The organism is Mycobacterium sp. NTMscope_Eco_3 (assembly GCF_976985685.1).
The window spans coordinates 1,861,614-1,877,307 of record NZ_CDRJYZ010000001.1 but is presented as its reverse complement, the minus strand read 5'-3'; the positions used below and the strand labels follow the sequence as shown (position 1 = coordinate 1,877,307).

Here is a 15,694-nt window from a genome sequence, read left to right as displayed (position 1 = left end):
CCCCGCGGCCGCGGCGTGGGATCGCCGCGGATGTCGGTCGTCGTGCTTAACGTCACCCCCGTGGCTGCACGTGGCGCGACTCAGCTGAGCTTCGCCGACGTGGGGTCGCCCTTCACGCCCGACGAGCTGTCGTTGCGCGACACCACCTTCGTCGTGGTGGACCTCGAGACCACCGGCGGACGCACCAAAAGCACGGCCGGGACGGTGCCGGACGCCATCACCGAGATCGGGGCGGTCAAGGTGCGCGGCGGCGTGGTGCTCGGCGAGTTCGCCACCTTGATCGATCCGCAGCGCAGCATCCCGCCCCAGATCGTGCAGCTGACCGGCATCACCACGGCGATGGTGTCCGACGCGCCGACCATCGACGCCGTGCTGCCGATGTTTCTGGAGTTCTCCCGCAACGCGGTGCTGGTCGCGCACAACGCCGGCTTCGACATCGGCTTCCTGCGCGCCGCCGCCCAGCGGTGCGACATCGCCTGGCCGCGGCCGCAGGTGCTGTGCACCGTCCGGCTGGCCCGCCGGGTCCTCAGCCGCGAGGAGGCCCCCAGCGTGCGGCTGGCCTCCCTGGCGCGGCTGTTCGCCGTCACCACCCAGCCCACCCACCGCGCCCTCGACGACGCCCGCGCCACCGTCGACGTGTTGCACGCCCTCATCGAGCGGGTGGGCAACCAGGGCGTGCACACCTACGCCGACCTGCGCGCGTATCTGCCCGACGTGACACCGGCGCAGCGGCGCAAACGGGTTCTCGCCGAGGGGCTTCCGCACCGGCCGGGGGTGTACCTGTTTCGCGGACCGGCCGGCGCGGGGCCCCCGCGTAGCTGGGGAGTGCTCTACATCGGCACCGCCGTCGACCTGCGGCGGCGGGTCGGTCAGTACTTCACCGGCGCCGATCCGCGCGGCCGCATGAAGGAGATGGTCGCGCTGGCCGGCGCGGTCGACCACGTCGAGTGCGCCCACGCGCTGGAGGCCGGCGTGCGCGAGTTGCGGCTGCTGGCCGCGCATGCCCCGCCCTACAACCGCCGATCCCGGTTCCCGCAGCGCTGGTGGTGGGTGGCGCTGACCGATGAGGCCTTCCCCCGCCTGGCGGTGGTGCGCGCACCGCGCCACGACCGCGCCGTCGGCCCGTTTCGGGCCCGCGCCGACGCCGCCGACACCGCCGCCCTGCTGGCCCGCTTCACCGGGCTGCGAACCTGCACGAACCGCTTGGGCCGCTCGGCATTACACGGACCGCTGTGCGCCGAAGCGGAGGTGTCGCCGTGCCCGGCCGCCCGCGAGGTGACCGCCACGCAGTACGCCGCGGCCGTCGCGCGCATGGCGGCGTTGGTCGACGGCGCGGACAACACCGCGCTCACCGCCGCCGTGCGCCACGTCGCCGCCCTCGCCGAGCGGCGTCACTTCGAGAGCGCCGCGCGGCTGCGCGACCGCACCGCCGCCGCGGTCGCGACGCTGTGGCGCGGTCAGCGGTTGCGCGCCCTGGCCGCGCTGCCCGAGCTGGTCGCCGCCGCGCCCGACGGCCAGGGCGGCTACCACCTCGCCGTCATCCGCCACGGCCAGCTCGCCGCCGCCGGCAACGCCCGGCGGGGGGTGCCACCGATGCCCGTCGTCGCCGCGATTACCGCTGGCGCACAAGCGATTCTGCCCGCGCCGGCCCCACTGGGCGGCGCGCTGGTCGAGGAGACCGCGCTGATCGCACGCTGGCTCGACGGCCGCGGCGTGCGCATCGTTCGGGTCGAGGGAACGGGGGACGGCGCGGGGTGGGCGTCGCCGCTGCGATCCGCCGGCGCCTGGGCGGCCTGGGCGGAGGCGGCGCGCTCGGCGCGGCTCGCGGCCGAGCAGGCCCTGCGCGTTTCAGACGTGCTGGCCGAACCGCACCCATCGCGCGAGCAGTTGTTCGGCCGCGCCGGAATCGATGGCTTTGGCGGCGCGGGCCAACCCGTCCTCCCACGCCGGCAACCATTCGGCGCGACTGGATAACCCGGCGTGGGCCACGATCGCGCCGGCGGCGTTGAGCACGACGGCGTCGCGCACCGGGCCCTTGCCACCGGCCAGCACCGCCCGCACCTCCGCCGCGTTGGCCTGCGCGTCGCCGCCCAACAGGTCGTCGAGGTCGGCCCGGGGGAACCCGAAGCCGGCCGGGTCGAACGTCAGCCTGTCCACGGTGCCGGCCTGCACCCGCCAGATCGTGCTGGTGGTCGTGGTCGTCAACTCGTCGAGCCCGTCGTCGCCGTGCACCACCAGGACGCTGGACCGGCGGGCCGCGAACACCCCCGCCATCACCTCGGCCAACTCGGCGAACGCGCAGCCGATCAAACCGGCGCGCGGCCGGGCCGGATTGGTAAGCGGCCCAAGGAGATTGAATACCGTCGGTACGCCGATCTCCCGGCGCACCGCGGAGGTGTGCCGGTACGACGGATGGAACAACGGCGCGAAGCAGAACCCGATGCCGAGCTCGGCGAGGCTGCGGGCCACGTCCTCGGGACCGAGGTCGATGCGAATGTCGAGCGCCTCGAGCGTGTCGGCGCCCCCGGACAACGACGACGCCGCCCGGTTGCCGTGTTTGACCACCGGCACGCCCGCGGCGGCCGTCACGATCGCCGCCATCGTGGACAGGTTCACGCTGTTGACGCCGTCGCCACCGGTTCCGACGATGTCGACGGTGTCCTCGGGCATCCCGCCCTCGGGCATCGGCAGCGCGTGATCGAGCATGACCTCGGCCAGCTCGATCACCTCCGCCGAGGTGGGCACCTTCACCTGCATCGCGACCGCGAAGGCCGCGATCTGGGCGGCGGTCGCCTCGCCGGTCATGATCTGGTCCATGGCCCAGGCGGCCTGCCCGCGCGTCAGGTCCTGACCGCCCGTCAGCCGAGCCAGGACGCGCGGCCACGAGGTTGCGGACGCGCCGGACGGCGAAACCTCAGATGACAAAGCCACGCGCCGATGGTCCCACGCTGACCACATCAGCCCCAACCGTCGGCCCCGAGCGGCCCCGCACACACGCGCGCGCGACGCGCCAGACATCAAATTGCGCCCCGGGTGGAGATCAACAACTACAAAGCGTCATACTTGCGGATGTGACCAGCGCTGTCGGGACCTCAGGTACTGCCATCACGTCGCGCGTTCATTCGCTGAATCGACCCAACATGGTCAGTGTCGGCACCATCGTCTGGCTTTCCAGCGAGCTGATGTTCTTTGCCGGCCTGTTCGCGATGTACTTCACCGCGCGTGCCCAATCGGGCGGAAAGTGGCCGCCGCCACCGACCGAGCTGAACCTGTACCAGGCCGTCCCGGTGACCTTGGTGCTGATCGCGTCGTCGTTCACCTGCCAGATGGGGGTGTTCGCGGCCGAGCGCGGCGACGTGTTCGGGCTGCGCCGCTGGTACGTGATCACCTTCCTGATGGGGCTGTTCTTCGTCCTCGGGCAGGGCTACGAGTACTACCACCTGATGGGTCACGGGACCACGATCCCCGGCAGCGCCTACGGCAGCGTGTTCTACCTGGCCACCGGGTTCCACGGTCTCCACGTGACCGGCGGTCTCATCGCCTTCATCTTCTTGCTGGCCCGCACCGCGATGAGCAAGTTCACCCCGGCGCAGGCTACGGCCAGCATCGTCGTCTCGTACTACTGGCATTTCGTCGACATCGTGTGGATCGCGCTGTTCACCGTGATCTATTTCATCCGATGAGCAGGCGCTGGACGAACAGGAGTGCTCGGTTGAAGAAGCTGGGGTCTACCCGATCCGGTTCGCGGAGCGGTCAGCCGCAACAAGCGCAGCGTGACCGCTCGCGACGGCGGCTGCGCCGCCGCTTGTCGGGCGGGTTGCTGCTGCTCATCGCGCTGACCGTCGCCGGTGGTCTGGCCGCCGTCCTGACCCCGCGTCCGCAGGTGGCCGTCGCCGACGAATCGAACTCGGCGCTGCTGCGGACCGGCAAGCAGCTCTTCGACACGTCGTGCGTGTCCTGCCACGGCGCCAACCTGCAGGGCGTGCCCGACCGCGGCCCCAGCTTGATCGGCGTCGGCGAGGAAGCCGTCTACTTCCAGGTGTCGACCGGCCGGATGCCGGCGATGACCGGCGAGGCGCAGGCGCCCCGCAAGGAGCCGATCTTCGACGAGGGGCAGATCGACGCGCTGGGCGCCTACGTGCAGGCCAACGGCGGCGGCCCCACGACCGTGCGCAACCCCGACGGCAGCCTGGCGATGCACTCGCTGCGCGGCGAGGACCTCGGCCGCGGCGGTGACCTGTTCCGGCTCAACTGCTCGTCGTGCCACAACTTCACCGGCAAGGGCGGGGCGCTGTCGTCCGGCAAGTACGCGCCGGACCTGGAGCCCGCCAACGAGCAGCAGATCCTGGCGGCCATGCGGACCGGTCCGCAGAACATGCCGAAGTTCTCCGACCGCCAGCTGTCTTTCGAAGCCAAGAAGGACATCATCGGCTACATCAAGGCGGTGACCGAAGAGCGTCAGCCCGGCGGCTACGGCCTGGGCGGATTCGGGCCCGCACCCGAGGGCATGGCCGCCTGGATCATCGGGATGGTCGCCGCGATCGGGCTGGCACTGTGGATTGGGGCACGCGCATGAGCGACACCGCTAATCAGGGAAACGTTCGCGGCTCCGACACCGGCGGGAACCCCCAGGGCGCCGGCGCGAAGGAGCCCGACGACGCGGCGCTGGCCGCGATGTCGCAGCAGGAACTGGTGGCGCTGGGCGGCAGGCTCGACGGCGTCGAAACCGTGTTCAAGGAAAACCGTTGGCCGGTCGAGGGCACCAAAGCCGAGAAGCGCGCCGAGCGTGGCGTCGCCCTCTGGCTTTTGCTGGGCGGCGGGTTCGGGCTGGCGCTGCTGCTGATCTTCCTGTTCTGGCCGTGGGAGTACAAGCCCAAGGAGGACCCGGGCAGCTGGCTCTACACGCTGACCACTCCGCTGTACGGCCTGACCTTCGGGATGTCGATCCTGTCGATCGGGATCGGCACCATCCTGTACCAGAAACGCTTTATCCCCGAAGAGATTTCGATTCAGGACCGGCACGACGGCGCCTCGCGCGACGTCGACCGCAAGACGGTGGTGGCCAACCTGGCCGACGCCTACGGCGGCTCCACCATCGGGCGGCGCAAGCTGGTCGGGCTGTCGCTGGGCGTGGGCCTGGGCGCGTTCGGCCTGTCCACCCTGGTGGCGTTTGCCGGCGGCCTGATCAAGAACCCGTGGAAGCCTGTGGTGCAGACCGCCAACGGCAAGAAGGCGGTGCTGTTCACCTCCGACTGGACCCCGCGCTACCACGGCGAGACCATCTACCTGGCGCGCGCCACCGGCAGCTTCGCCGGGTCGCCGTTCGTCAAGATGCGGCCCGAGGACATCGACGCCGGCGGCATGGAAACCGTCTTCCCGTGGCGGGAGTCCGACGGTGACGGCACCACCCCGGAGTCGCAGGAGAAGCTGCGCGCGATCAACCAGGGTGTGCGAAACCCCGTGATGCTCATCCGAGTTCGCCCCACCGACATGCACCGCGTGGTCAAGCGGCAGGGCCAGGAGAGCTTCAACTTCGGTGAGCTGTTCGCCTACACGAAGGTCTGCTCGCATCTGGGTTGCCCCGCGTCGCTGTACGAGGAGCAGTCCTACCGCATCTTGTGCCCTTGCCACCAGTCGCAGTTCGACGCGCTGCACTTCGCCAAGCCGATCTTCGGGCCGGCGGCGCGGGCGTTGGCGCAACTGCCGATCACCATCGACACCAACGGGTATTTGGTCGCCAACGGTGACTTCATCGAGCCCGTCGGACCGGCATTCTGGGAGAGGACGACAACATGAGTCCCAAACTGAGTCCCCCGAAGATCGGCGACGTCCTGGCCCGTCAAGGCGAGGACATCGACACGCGCTACCACCCCTCGGCGGCCGTACGCAGACAGCTCAACAAGGTCTTCCCCACCCACTGGTCGTTCCTGCTGGGCGAGATCGCGATGTACAGCTTCATCGTGTTGCTGCTCACCGGGGTGTACCTGACGTTGTTCTTCGACCCGTCCATGGGCGAGGTCACCTACAACGGCGCCTACCAGCCGCTGCGCGGCGTGGACATGTCGAAGGCTTTCGCATCGACGCTCGACATCTCCTTCGAGGTGCGCGGCGGCTTGTTCGTCCGTCAGGTCCACCACTGGGCCGCGCTCATCTTCTCGGCGTCGATCATGGTGCACCTGGCCCGCATCTTCTTCACCGGCGCGTTCCGCCGGCCGCGTGAGGCCAACTGGGTCATCGGTTCGCTGCTGCTGATCCTGGCCATGTTCGAGGGCTACTTCGGCTACTCGCTGCCCGACGACCTGTTGTCGGGCATCGGGTTGCGCGCCGCCCTGTCCTCGATCACGCTGGGCATGCCGGTGATCGGCACCTGGCTGCACTGGGCCCTGTTCGGCGGTGACTTCCCCTGCGGCGGCGTCGGAAACGAATGCGCCACAGCGGGTTACATCATCCCCCGCATGTACGCCCTGCACATCCTGCTGCTGCCCGGCATCATCCTCGCGCTGATCGGGCTGCACCTGGCCATGGTGTGGTTCCAGAAGCACACCCAGTTCCCCGGGCCGGGCCGCACCGAGCACAACGTGGTCGGCGTGCGCGTGATGCCCGTGTTCGCGGTCAAATCCGGCGCGTTCTTCGCCGCGATCGTCGGCGTGCTGGGGCTGCTGGGTGGTCTGCTGCAGATCAACCCGATCTGGAACCTGGGGCCCTACAAGCCATCTCACGTCTCGGCGGGCTCGCAGCCGGACTTCTACATGATGTGGACCGAAGGCTTGGCCCGCATCTGGCCGCCGTGGGAGTTCTACTTCTGGCACCACACCATTCCGGCGGTGGTGTGGGTGGCGCTGATCATGGGCGGCGTTTTCGTCCTGCTGATCATCTACCCGTTCCTGGAGAAGCGGTTCAGCGGTGACTACGCGCACCACAACCTGTTGCAGCGTCCGCGCGACGTGCCGGTGCGCACGTCGATCGGCGCGATGGCGATCGCGTTCTACATGGTGCTCACGCTGAGCGCGATGAACGACATCATCGCGTTCAAGTTCGACATCTCGCTGAACGCGACGACGTGGATCGGCCGCATCGGCATGGTGATCGTTCCGCCGATCGTCTACTTCGTCACCTATCGGTGGTGCATCGGCCTGCAGCGCAGCGACCGCGCGGTGCTCGAGCACGGCATCGAGACCGGCATCATCAAGCGGTTGCCGCACGGCGCCTACATCGAGCTGCATCAGCCACTCGGCCCGGTCGACGACCACGGCCACCCGCTGCCGCTCGAGTACCAGGGCGCGGCGCTGCCCAAGAAGATGAACAAGCTGGGCTCGGCCGGTTCGCCGGGCAGCGGCAGCTTCATGTTCGCCGACCCGGCGTCCGAGGACGCGGCATTGCGGGAGGCGGCGCACAGCTCTGAGCAGCGCGCCCTGACGGCACTGCGCGAACACCAGGACAGCATCGCGGGTTCGACGAACGGCGAGTCCGGCAAGCACTAGCGCGGCCAAGCCCGGCTCCCCATCGGCCCCTGTGGCCGACGCGGGAGCCGGGCAATCCAGCACCCCGCAATCGGCCACAAGCGCGCGAGACATCAGGCATTGCGACGACGCACGGCGTGTCGTCGCATTGCTTTATGTGCCGATGATCTACGTGTCGGCGGCGGTATCGAGTCGTCGAGTTGAGTGGCCGCGCGCGGACCCGCCGCGCCTGCGCTCCCCCGCGAGATATCGCTTAGGAGCGTGCGAAGCCCGATGCCGACGAAACCCTCTGCGCTAGGCGGCGATACGCGTCAGCGCTCGGCGATCACGCGGCGCAGCTGCCGGATATGCAGCCACTCGACCGCCGGCATCGCGGCGGTGATGGCGCCGGCGAACACATACGACACCCAGGACGCGCCGTCGTGGCCGACCGCCATCAGGTAGGTCGCCGTCGCGACCGCGATCAGCGCCGCACCCATGGTGCCGGTCAGTATGACCGTGCCGCGCAACCAGACTCGGTCGACCGTCTCGCCTGACCACTCCGCGTCCGTTTTCTGCGGCGTCGCCTGCACCGTGGCCTGCCGCGCCCGCTCGGCCGACGTGCGCGGCGCCTGAGACATCAGGCGCACCGGCGGCCGGTTCGGCGCGGTCATGGCCCGGGCGGCCGGCTCGGACTGAGACATCCGCCGGGCCCGCAACAGTATTGGGATCGCGCCCGCGATGATCAGCGCGGAAACGATGATGACCGCGTACAACACCCAGGTCGTGTGGGGGCTGCTGGCCGATTTGTGAAAGCCCCTGCCCAGGTCGGTGAGTGCGACGGCCGCCGCCACGCTGACGCCCAGCAACACCAGGTAGACGGCGGCGCAGGCGCCGAGCAGGATGCGGTCGATCACCTCGGGCGCGATGGTGTCGTCGCCCATCCCGCGGCGATACGCCGAATACTTGCTGACCATCAGCAGCTCGTCTGCGGCGAGTCGTTGCTGTTCGACGACAGCACGGTTCCGTCGCTGGTCGTGATCGAGCAGTTGAGCCTGCTGACCCGGAACAGGCTGGAGGCCTCCACCGAGCCCACGTCCGATTGCGAGATCGGGGTGACGGTCATCGACCAGGGGATGTACACGTTGTGCTGGGTGCGCCGCCGCCCGGACGCGTCGACGTAGGTCACCGAGATGATGTCGCCCGGGGCCTTGGTGCCGGTCACCGAGTAGGTGACTTGCCGCGGCCCGGTGGGTGTCGTGGGCGGCGGAGGCGCTGCCGCCGTGGAGGTCGCCGGCGGCGCCGGGGCGGGTGCGGGCGGGGGCGCCGGTGCCGGAGAAGGCGTCACCGTCACAGTCTGGGTCTCCGTTGCTGTCGGGGGCGGTGGCGGTTCGGTCGTGGGTGGGGGCGGCGGCGGGGGCGGTTTGGTGGTCGTGATCTCGTCCTGCATCGGCGGCGTGGACGGGGCGGTGGTGGTGTTCGGGTTGGCCAGCTTGGTGGTGTCGGTGCGGGCGAACAACAACGACACCGACACGACGAGTGCGATCGCGGCCACGATCGCGGCGATCCCCACCACCCATGGCCAGCGCGCGGTGCTGCGTTCGTCGTCGTCCTCGGCTTCTTCGTAGTCCTCGTAGTCGTAGAGCCCCAGATCGGCGGGCAGGTAGGGGCCGCTGGTGAAGTGCTCGGACTCCGGAGCCGAGTAAGCACGCGAATATGCGTCGGTCTGGTCGGCGGCGGGCAGTTCGGCGCTGTCCTCGAAGGGTTCTGCCGCGCCCTCGACGTCGTGGTCCGCGCCGGGCTCCCCGGCGTCAGCGGGCTCGTCACCGGCGTCGGGGTGGTGGCTGATCGGGTCGACAGGATCGGGTTCGTCAGGTTCCCATCCCGGGGGTTTCGACCCGCTCATTTCTGCCCTTTGCCTACCCTGTTCGACTGCATCACCTGCGCGTAAAACTCCGCGGTCACCTCGTTGCCGGGCGCGCTGGGAAACTTCTCATTGCCTGGGCGAAACACTACCGAACCGAAAACGGGCAGAGCCGCCGTGGCGAACAGCGCAAGCGATCACGTGATCGGATTGTGACCTTTATGCCGCGAATCAGTGCTTCTCAGGACCCAGGTAGTACTCGAAGACCAGTCCGGCCACCGACGTCAGGACGAACATCACCCCGGCGAAGATCAGCCACGGCAGCCACAGCCCAATGCCCACCGCCACCACCGAGCCCGACAGCGCGATCAGGATCGGCCACCAGCTGTGCGGGCTGAAGAAGCCCAATTCCCCTGCTCCGTCGCTGATCTCGGCGCCTTCGTAGTCCTCGGGCCGGGTGTCGAGCCGCCGCGCCACGAACCGGAAGAAGGTGGCCACGATCAGCGCCAGGCCGCCGGTCAGCGCCAGCGCGGTGGTGCCCGCCCACTCCTCCCCTCCGGTGGCGAACAGCGCGGTCAAAACCCCGTAGAGCACCGCAACCACAAAGAAGAACCCGGCGATGAACTCGAATAGCCTGGCTTCGATATGCATTTGGTTTCCTAACCTACTGGCTCAGCTGGCCACGGCGGCTGTCGAACGGGTGCGTGGTAACCGCGGCCGGAGGTTGTCCGATCGCCTGCAGCGCCGCGGCGTTGCTCTTGCCGTCCATCCGCTGCTGTAGATAGGCCTTGAAGTCGTTGGGCGACACCACGCGAACCTCGAAGTTCATCATCGAGTGATAGGTGCCACAGAACTCGGCGCAGTGGCCCACGAACGCCCCCGGGGTGTTGATCTCTTCGACCTGGAAGACGTGCACGGAGTTGTTCGCGTCGGCGTTCGGGATGACGTCGCGTTTGAACAAGAACTCCGGAACCCAGAAGGTGTGGACGACGTCGGCGGACGCCAGATCGAATTCGATGCGCTTGCCGGTCGGCAGCACCAGCACCGGGATCTCGTCGCTGGTTCCCAGCGTCTCGACCTTGTCGAAGTTCAGGTAGGTACGGTCCGAGGTGTTGAGGCCGCGGACGGGGCCGACCAGCTCTTCGCCGTGTGCGTCCTTGCCTTCCGGCTTGGACACCATCGCCTTCTTCCGGGCCGGGTCCGCACCGTCGTAGGTCAGCGTGCCGTCTTTGAACGCGACGCGCTGATACCCGAACTTCCAGTTCCACTGGAAGGCCGTGACGTCGATCACCACTTCGGGATCCTTGGCGATGTGCAGCATCTTTTCCTGCACCACGACGGTGAAGTAGAACAGCACCGAGATGATGAGGAACGGCGTCACCGTGAGCGCCAGCTCCAAGGGCATGTTGTAGCCGAATTGGCGGGGCAGCTCGGTGTCGGTCGCCTTTTTGCGATGGAACGCCGAGGACCAGAAGATCAGGCCGTAGACGATGACGCCGACGACCAGCGAGGCGATCACCGCGCCGATCCACAGCTCCCGGTTCAGGTGCGCCTGCGGCGTGATGCCCCTCGGCCAGCCCAGGGCCAGCGCGTCGGCCCAGCTGCTGCATCCGCTCAGGAACATCGCGAGCACACCCAGCGTCACGGCCAGCGCCAGCGGCCGCAGACGGCGGGAAAGACCCGTGGCAGAGCCTCCAGGACGGCGCTGAAACCTACCCTGCGACAAAGGTTGCGAACGGTCCTGCTCGCGAGGGGTCACGTTGGCGCCTCCTGCTCGGATATCGAATACTACGCAGCGTAGACCACGCGCCTGAGCCGGGCGACGAAACCCCGGCCCGCCAGTCACGCGACGTGCCGGGTCCGACGTCCACGAGCGGTCGCGAAGTGCGGCATACTGGGGCGCCGTGTGTGGTCTGCTGGCGTTCGTTGCCGCCCCCGAGGACGGGGACAAGGAGGCGGCCGCGGCCCGCGCCGACGATGCGATCGCGCGCGCGTCGCATTCGATGCGCCACCGCGGGCCCGACGAGCCGGGCACCTGGGTGGACCCGGACACCGACGGCTCGGTCGTGTTCGGCTTCAACCGGCTGTCCATCATCGACATCGCGCATTCGCACCAGCCGCTGCGCTGGGGGCCGCCGGAGGCGCCCGACCGCTACGTGCTGGTGTTCAACGGCGAGATCTACAACTACCTGGAGCTGCGCGACGAACTGGCCACCCAGCATGGCGCCGTCTTCGCCACCGACGGCGACGGCGAGGCCGTCGTCGCCGGCTACCACTACTGGGGCACCGATGTCTTGACCCGGTTACGCGGCATGTTCGCCTTCGCGCTGTGGGACACCACCACCCGCGAATTGTTTTGCGCCCGGGACCCTTTCGGCATCAAGCCACTGTTCATGGCGACCGGCGCCGGCGGCACCGCCGTGGCCAGCGAGAAAAAGTGTCTGCTGGATCTGGCCGGGTTGGTCGGCTTCGACACGGGCATCGATGACCGGGCGGTGCAGCACTACACCGTCTTGCAGTACGTGCCCGAGCCCGAGACGTTGCACCGCGGGGTGCGCCGGCTGGAATCGGGCTGCTACGCGAGGATTCGTCCCGACCGCCTGCAACCGGAGGTCACCCGGTACTTCGCGCCGCGGTTCGCCGCCACCCCGATCGTCCGCGGCAGCGAGCGGGCCCGGTACGACGAGATCACCGCGGTGCTCGAGGACTCGGTGGCCAAGCACATGCGCGCCGACGTCACCGTCGGGTCATTCCTCTCCGGGGGGATCGACTCCACGGCCATCGCGGCGCTGGCCATCCGGCACAACCCGCGGCTGATCACCTTCACCACCGGCTTCGAGCGGGAGGGATTCTCCGAGATCGACGTCGCGGTGGCCTCGGCGGAGGCGATCGGCGCGCGCCACATCGCCAAGGTGGTCACGCCGGACGAGTTCGTCGCCGCCCTGCCCGAGATCGTCTGGTACCTCGACGAGCCGGTCGCCGACCCGGCGCTGGTGCCGCTGTTCTTCGTGGCCCGCGAGGCCCGCAAGCACGTCAAGGTGGTGCTGTCCGGCGAGGGCGCCGACGAGTTGTTCGGCGGCTACACGATTTACCGGGAGCCGTTGTCGCTGAAGCCCTTCGACTATCTGCCCCGGCCGCTGCGGCGGTCGATGGGCAAGGTGTCGCGGCCGCTGCCGGAGGGCATGCGGGGCAAGAGCCTGCTGCACCGCGGCTCGCTGACGCTCGAGGAGCGTTACTACGGCAACGCCCGCAGCTTCTCCGACGCGCAGCTGCGCGACGTGCTGGCCGGCTTCCGCCCGGAGTGGACCCACACCGACGTGACCGCGCCACTGTACGCCGAATCGGCGGGCTGGGACCCGGTGGCCCGCATGCAGCACATCGACCTGTTCACCTGGCTGCGCGGCGACATCCTGGTCAAGGCCGACAAGATGACCATGGCCAACTCGCTGGAGCTTCGGGTGCCGTTCCTGGATCCCGAGGTGTTCGCCGTGGCGTCCCGGTTGCCCGTGGAGGCCAAGATCACCCGCACGACCACCAAGTACGCGCTGCGCCGCGCGCTGGAGCCGATCGTCCCCGCGCATGTGCTGCACCGGCCCAAGCTGGGGTTCCCGGTGCCGATCCGGCACTGGCTGCGCGCGGGCGAGCTGCTGGAGTGGGCCTACGAGTTGGTGGCGTCGTCGCAGGCCAGTTCGGTCGTCGAGTTTGTCGACCTGGACGCCGTGCGCCGGATGCTCGACGAGCACCGCAGCGGCGCCGGCGATCACAGCCGCAGGCTGTGGACGCTGCTGATCTTCATGCTCTGGCACGCGATCTTCGTCGAGCACAGCGTGGTGCCGCAGATCAGCGAGCCGCTGTATCCGGTGCAGCTCTAGGCCCGGCCCGGCCTGGGCTTCGAGTGTGAATCCTGGGCTTTCATCGTGAACCCTGGGCGCGGCTTGTCGGCGTGTCGCCGCCGTCAGCTCACACGCGACGCCGTGAGTTCACACTCGAGGCGGCCCGGGCGAGAAATGGCGTCAGCCCAGCACTCCGGCGATCTCGGCGGCCGCCTCGTCGCCGTAGGCGTCGGCCAACCGCGTCTTGGCGGCCTCGCGGTCCCACGCCCACTCCTGGGTTCCGGTCGACTCCAGCACCAGCACGGCCACCAGCGAGCCCAGCTGCGCCGACCGTTCGAGGTTCAGCCCGGCGCTACGCCCGGTGAGGAAGCCGGCCCGGAACGCGTCGCCGACGCCGGTGGGGTCGGTCTGGCTGGTCTCGGGGACCACGCCGACGTGGGTGGTGGTCCCGTCGCGCTCGACGATGTCGACGCCCTTGGCGCCGAGTGTCGTCACCCGCAGGTCCACCTTCTTCTGGACGTCGGCCTCTGACCAGCCGGTCTTGGAGAGCAGCAGCTCCCACTCATAGTCGTTGGTGAACAGGTAGGCCGCGCCGTCGATCAGCTTGTCGATCTCTTCGCCGGACAGGCGGGGCAGCTGCTGGGACGGGTCGGCGGCGAACGGCAGGCCGAGCTTGCGGCACTCCTCGGTGTGCACCACCATCGCGTCCGGGTCGTTGGCGCCGATGATCACCAGGTCGGGTTTGCCCACGGACGATGCGACGTCGGCGAGCTTGATGTTGCGGGCCTCGGACATGGCGCCGGGATAGAACGACGCGATCTGGGCCATGTCCTCGTCGGTGGTGCACACGAAGCGCGCGGTGTGCGCGGTCTTCGAGATCAGCACGTGGTCGCAGTTGACGCCGTGGCTCTGCAGCCAGTCGCGGTACTCGCCGAAATCGTCACCGGCCGCGCCGACCAGCGCCACGTCGCCACCCAGCACACCGATGGCGAAGGCGATGTTGCCCGCCACGCCGCCGCGGTGAATCACCAAGTCGTCGACCAGGAAGCTCAGGGACACCTTCTGGAGGTGCTCGGCCAGCAGGTGCTCGGAAAACCGGCCGGGGAACCGCATCAGATTGTCGGTCGCAATCGAACCTGTCACCGCGATCGTCACGAAATCTCCACCCTTCGTTAGTAAGGTTATCTAGCTTACTCACGCGCCCAGGACCGTCGTCGCGTGCACGGTCGCCGCAAGGTCTGCGCTAGCCTCCCTAGGGAACTCACTCAAGTCGCCGGGATCACAATGCTTGGGCCGCAACCCGCTTGCAGTCCCGTCTACCACCGTAGGAGAACCACGATGGCAGGCCCGCACTCGCCGAACCACCCTGTCGGCGGCGGCAGCGGCGGACCGAGCGGACATGAGCGCCCCGGCGAATCCCAGCCACTCGAGTTCCCCGATGACCCCAACGCCGCCGGCCCGGGCTTCGCCCCGGCTCCGCAAGCAGGACCGCCGTCGGCCAATTATGCCGGGCCGCCAACCGGACCGGCGCCGTACCCGCCGCCACGCTCCAAGCGGCGGCTGATCGTCGGCGTGGCGCTGGCCATCGCGCTCGTCGCGGTACTGACCCTGGCCATCGTGTACGGGGTGCGCACCAACGGGGCCAACACCGGCACCACGTTCTCCGAGGCCACGGCGAAGACGGCGATTCAGGGGTACCTGGACGCGCTCGAGCACCGCGACGTCAACGAGATCGCCCGCAACGCGCTGTGCGGCCTCTACGACGCCGTCCAGGACAAGCGATCCGATCAGGCGCTGGCCAAGCTCAGCAGCGACGCGTTCCGCAAGCAGTTCTCCGAGGTGGAGATCACCTCGATCGACAAGATCGTGTACCTGTCGCAGTACCAGGCTCAGGCGTTGTTCACCATGCGGGTCTCGCCGGTGAGCGGCGGCCCCATGCGCGGGCCGGTGCAGGGCATCGCGCAGCTGCTTTTCCAGCGCGGCCAGATCATGGTGTGCTCGTACGTGCTGCGCACCGGGGGCTCGTACTGAGTTTCGCTCGCCGCGAGCCTGCAATGGCCGACAAGCCCTACTCGGGGAATGCGTCGCCAGTTGCAGTCTCGCGGTGAGGTCAGTTGAACGAGTCGCCGCAGGCGCAGGATCCGCCGGCGTTGGGGTTGTCGATGGTGAACCCCTGCTTTTCGATGGTGTCCACGAAGTCGATGGACGCGCCGTCGACGTAGGGCGCGCTCATCCGGTCCACCGTCAGGGTCACACCACCGAACTCCGCGATCAGGTCGCCATCCAGCGACCGGTCGTCGAAGAAGAGGTTGTAGCGCAGCCCAGCGCACCCGCCCGGCTGGACCGCGATGCGCAGCGCCAGGTCGTCGCGACCCTCCTGGTCCAGCAGCGACTTGGCCTTGGTGGCGGCGGCCTCAGTCAAGATCACGCCGTGGGTCTTGGCGTTCGCCTCGTTTTGCACCGTCATTGCTTCTCCTACATGCCTCATTGTTGAGTGGGACCGATCATGCCCGGCACCGCCGACTTGCGCCGAGCGACCCGGACTGCCGGAAAGTCCA

At 68.8% G+C, this 15,694-nt stretch carries 13 protein-coding genes and 1 pseudogene; 7 read left to right on the top strand and 7 right to left on the bottom strand.

Annotated elements, in window-relative coordinates; translation table 11 throughout:
* Nucleotides 1-30: 30 nt before the first annotated feature.
* Nucleotides 31-1,911, top strand: a pseudogene (locus AC0KTM_RS08690) (DEDD exonuclease domain-containing protein); the annotation flags it as partial.
* Here the strand turns inward: AC0KTM_RS08690 and trpD are convergent.
* Nucleotides 1,849-2,931 carry an anthranilate phosphoribosyltransferase gene (gene trpD, locus AC0KTM_RS08685; RefSeq protein WP_472415447.1) on the bottom strand — a complete coding sequence of 361 codons (1,083 nt, stop codon included), beginning with the start codon at nucleotides 2,929-2,931 and terminating at the stop codon, nucleotides 1,849-1,851. The pseudogene AC0KTM_RS08690 and the gene trpD overlap by 63 nt on opposite strands.
* Nucleotides 2,932-3,071: 140 nt before the next feature.
* Here trpD and ctaE point away from each other — a divergent pair, with 140 nt between their 5' ends.
* The 4 genes from ctaE to qcrB are packed head-to-tail and all read left to right on the top strand — an operon-like array spanning nucleotide 3,072 to nucleotide 7,481.
* Nucleotides 3,072-3,683 (top strand): aa3-type cytochrome oxidase subunit III, encoded by a 612-nt coding sequence (ctaE, locus tag AC0KTM_RS08680; RefSeq protein WP_225330283.1) that lies wholly within the window; start codon nucleotides 3,072-3,074, stop codon nucleotides 3,681-3,683.
* Nucleotides 3,684-3,712: 29 nt separating this feature from the next.
* Nucleotides 3,713-4,576: a cytochrome bc1 complex diheme cytochrome c subunit gene (gene qcrC / locus AC0KTM_RS08675; RefSeq protein ID WP_225330282.1), complete on the top strand. Its 864-nt coding sequence runs from the start codon at nucleotides 3,713-3,715 to the stop codon at nucleotides 4,574-4,576.
* Complete coding sequence (gene qcrA / locus AC0KTM_RS08670; RefSeq protein WP_472415446.1) at nucleotides 4,573-5,796, top strand: cytochrome bc1 complex Rieske iron-sulfur subunit; 1,224 nt, start codon at nucleotides 4,573-4,575, stop codon at nucleotides 5,794-5,796. The genes qcrC and qcrA overlap by 4 nt, the downstream gene beginning before the upstream one ends.
* Complete coding sequence (gene qcrB / locus AC0KTM_RS08665) at nucleotides 5,793-7,481, top strand: cytochrome bc1 complex cytochrome b subunit (RefSeq protein ID WP_238957874.1); 1,689 nt, start codon at nucleotides 5,793-5,795, stop codon at nucleotides 7,479-7,481. The genes qcrA and qcrB overlap by 4 nt, the downstream gene beginning before the upstream one ends.
* Nucleotides 7,482-7,771: 290 nt before the next feature.
* On the opposite strand, the gene AC0KTM_RS08660 is transcribed toward qcrB, so the two are convergent.
* The 4 genes from AC0KTM_RS08660 to ctaC all read right to left on the bottom strand — a co-directional run bounded on the left by AC0KTM_RS08660 (nucleotide 7,772) and on the right by ctaC (nucleotide 11,062).
* The gene (locus tag AC0KTM_RS08660; RefSeq protein ID WP_225330279.1) at nucleotides 7,772-8,416 is read right to left on the bottom strand and encodes a DUF2561 family protein; all 645 of its coding nucleotides are present in this window, start codon (nucleotides 8,414-8,416) and stop codon (nucleotides 7,772-7,774) included.
* The gene (locus AC0KTM_RS08655; protein WP_225330278.1) at nucleotides 8,416-9,345 is read right to left on the bottom strand and encodes an MmpS family transport accessory protein; all 930 of its coding nucleotides are present in this window, start codon (nucleotides 9,343-9,345) and stop codon (nucleotides 8,416-8,418) included. Before AC0KTM_RS08655 ends, AC0KTM_RS08660 begins: the two co-directional genes overlap by 1 nt.
* Nucleotides 9,346-9,534: 189 nt before the next feature.
* Nucleotides 9,535-9,954 carry a cytochrome c oxidase subunit 4 gene (locus AC0KTM_RS08650; protein ID WP_067172677.1) on the bottom strand — a complete coding sequence of 140 codons (420 nt, stop codon included), beginning with the start codon at nucleotides 9,952-9,954 and terminating at the stop codon, nucleotides 9,535-9,537.
* Between the two features lie 13 nt (nucleotides 9,955-9,967).
* Complete coding sequence (gene ctaC, locus AC0KTM_RS08645) at nucleotides 9,968-11,062, bottom strand: aa3-type cytochrome oxidase subunit II (protein WP_225330277.1); 1,095 nt, start codon at nucleotides 11,060-11,062, stop codon at nucleotides 9,968-9,970.
* Nucleotides 11,063-11,207: 145 nt separating this feature from the next.
* On the opposite strand from ctaC, the gene asnB reads away from it, so the two are divergent.
* A complete protein-coding gene (asnB, locus tag AC0KTM_RS08640) occupies nucleotides 11,208-13,175 on the top strand; it encodes an asparagine synthase (glutamine-hydrolyzing) (RefSeq protein ID WP_225330276.1) in 1,968 nt (655 codons plus the stop codon).
* Nucleotides 13,176-13,316: 141 nt separating this feature from the next.
* On the opposite strand, the gene AC0KTM_RS08635 is transcribed toward asnB, so the two are convergent.
* Nucleotides 13,317-14,291, bottom strand: coding sequence for a carbohydrate kinase family protein (locus AC0KTM_RS08635; RefSeq protein ID WP_225330275.1), 975 nt, complete (start codon nucleotides 14,289-14,291; stop codon nucleotides 13,317-13,319).
* Nucleotides 14,292-14,474: 183 nt separating this feature from the next.
* Between AC0KTM_RS08635 and AC0KTM_RS08630 the strand changes: the two genes are divergently transcribed.
* The gene (locus tag AC0KTM_RS08630; RefSeq protein ID WP_238957872.1) at nucleotides 14,475-15,167 is read left to right on the top strand and encodes an Rv0361 family membrane protein; all 693 of its coding nucleotides are present in this window, start codon (nucleotides 14,475-14,477) and stop codon (nucleotides 15,165-15,167) included.
* A 79-nt stretch (nucleotides 15,168-15,246) separates the two neighbouring features.
* Here AC0KTM_RS08630 and AC0KTM_RS08625 read toward each other — a convergent pair whose 3' ends face one another.
* Nucleotides 15,247-15,603 (bottom strand): HesB/IscA family protein, encoded by a 357-nt coding sequence (locus tag AC0KTM_RS08625; RefSeq protein WP_225330273.1) that lies wholly within the window; start codon nucleotides 15,601-15,603, stop codon nucleotides 15,247-15,249.
* Nucleotides 15,604-15,694: the final 91 nt, after the last annotated feature.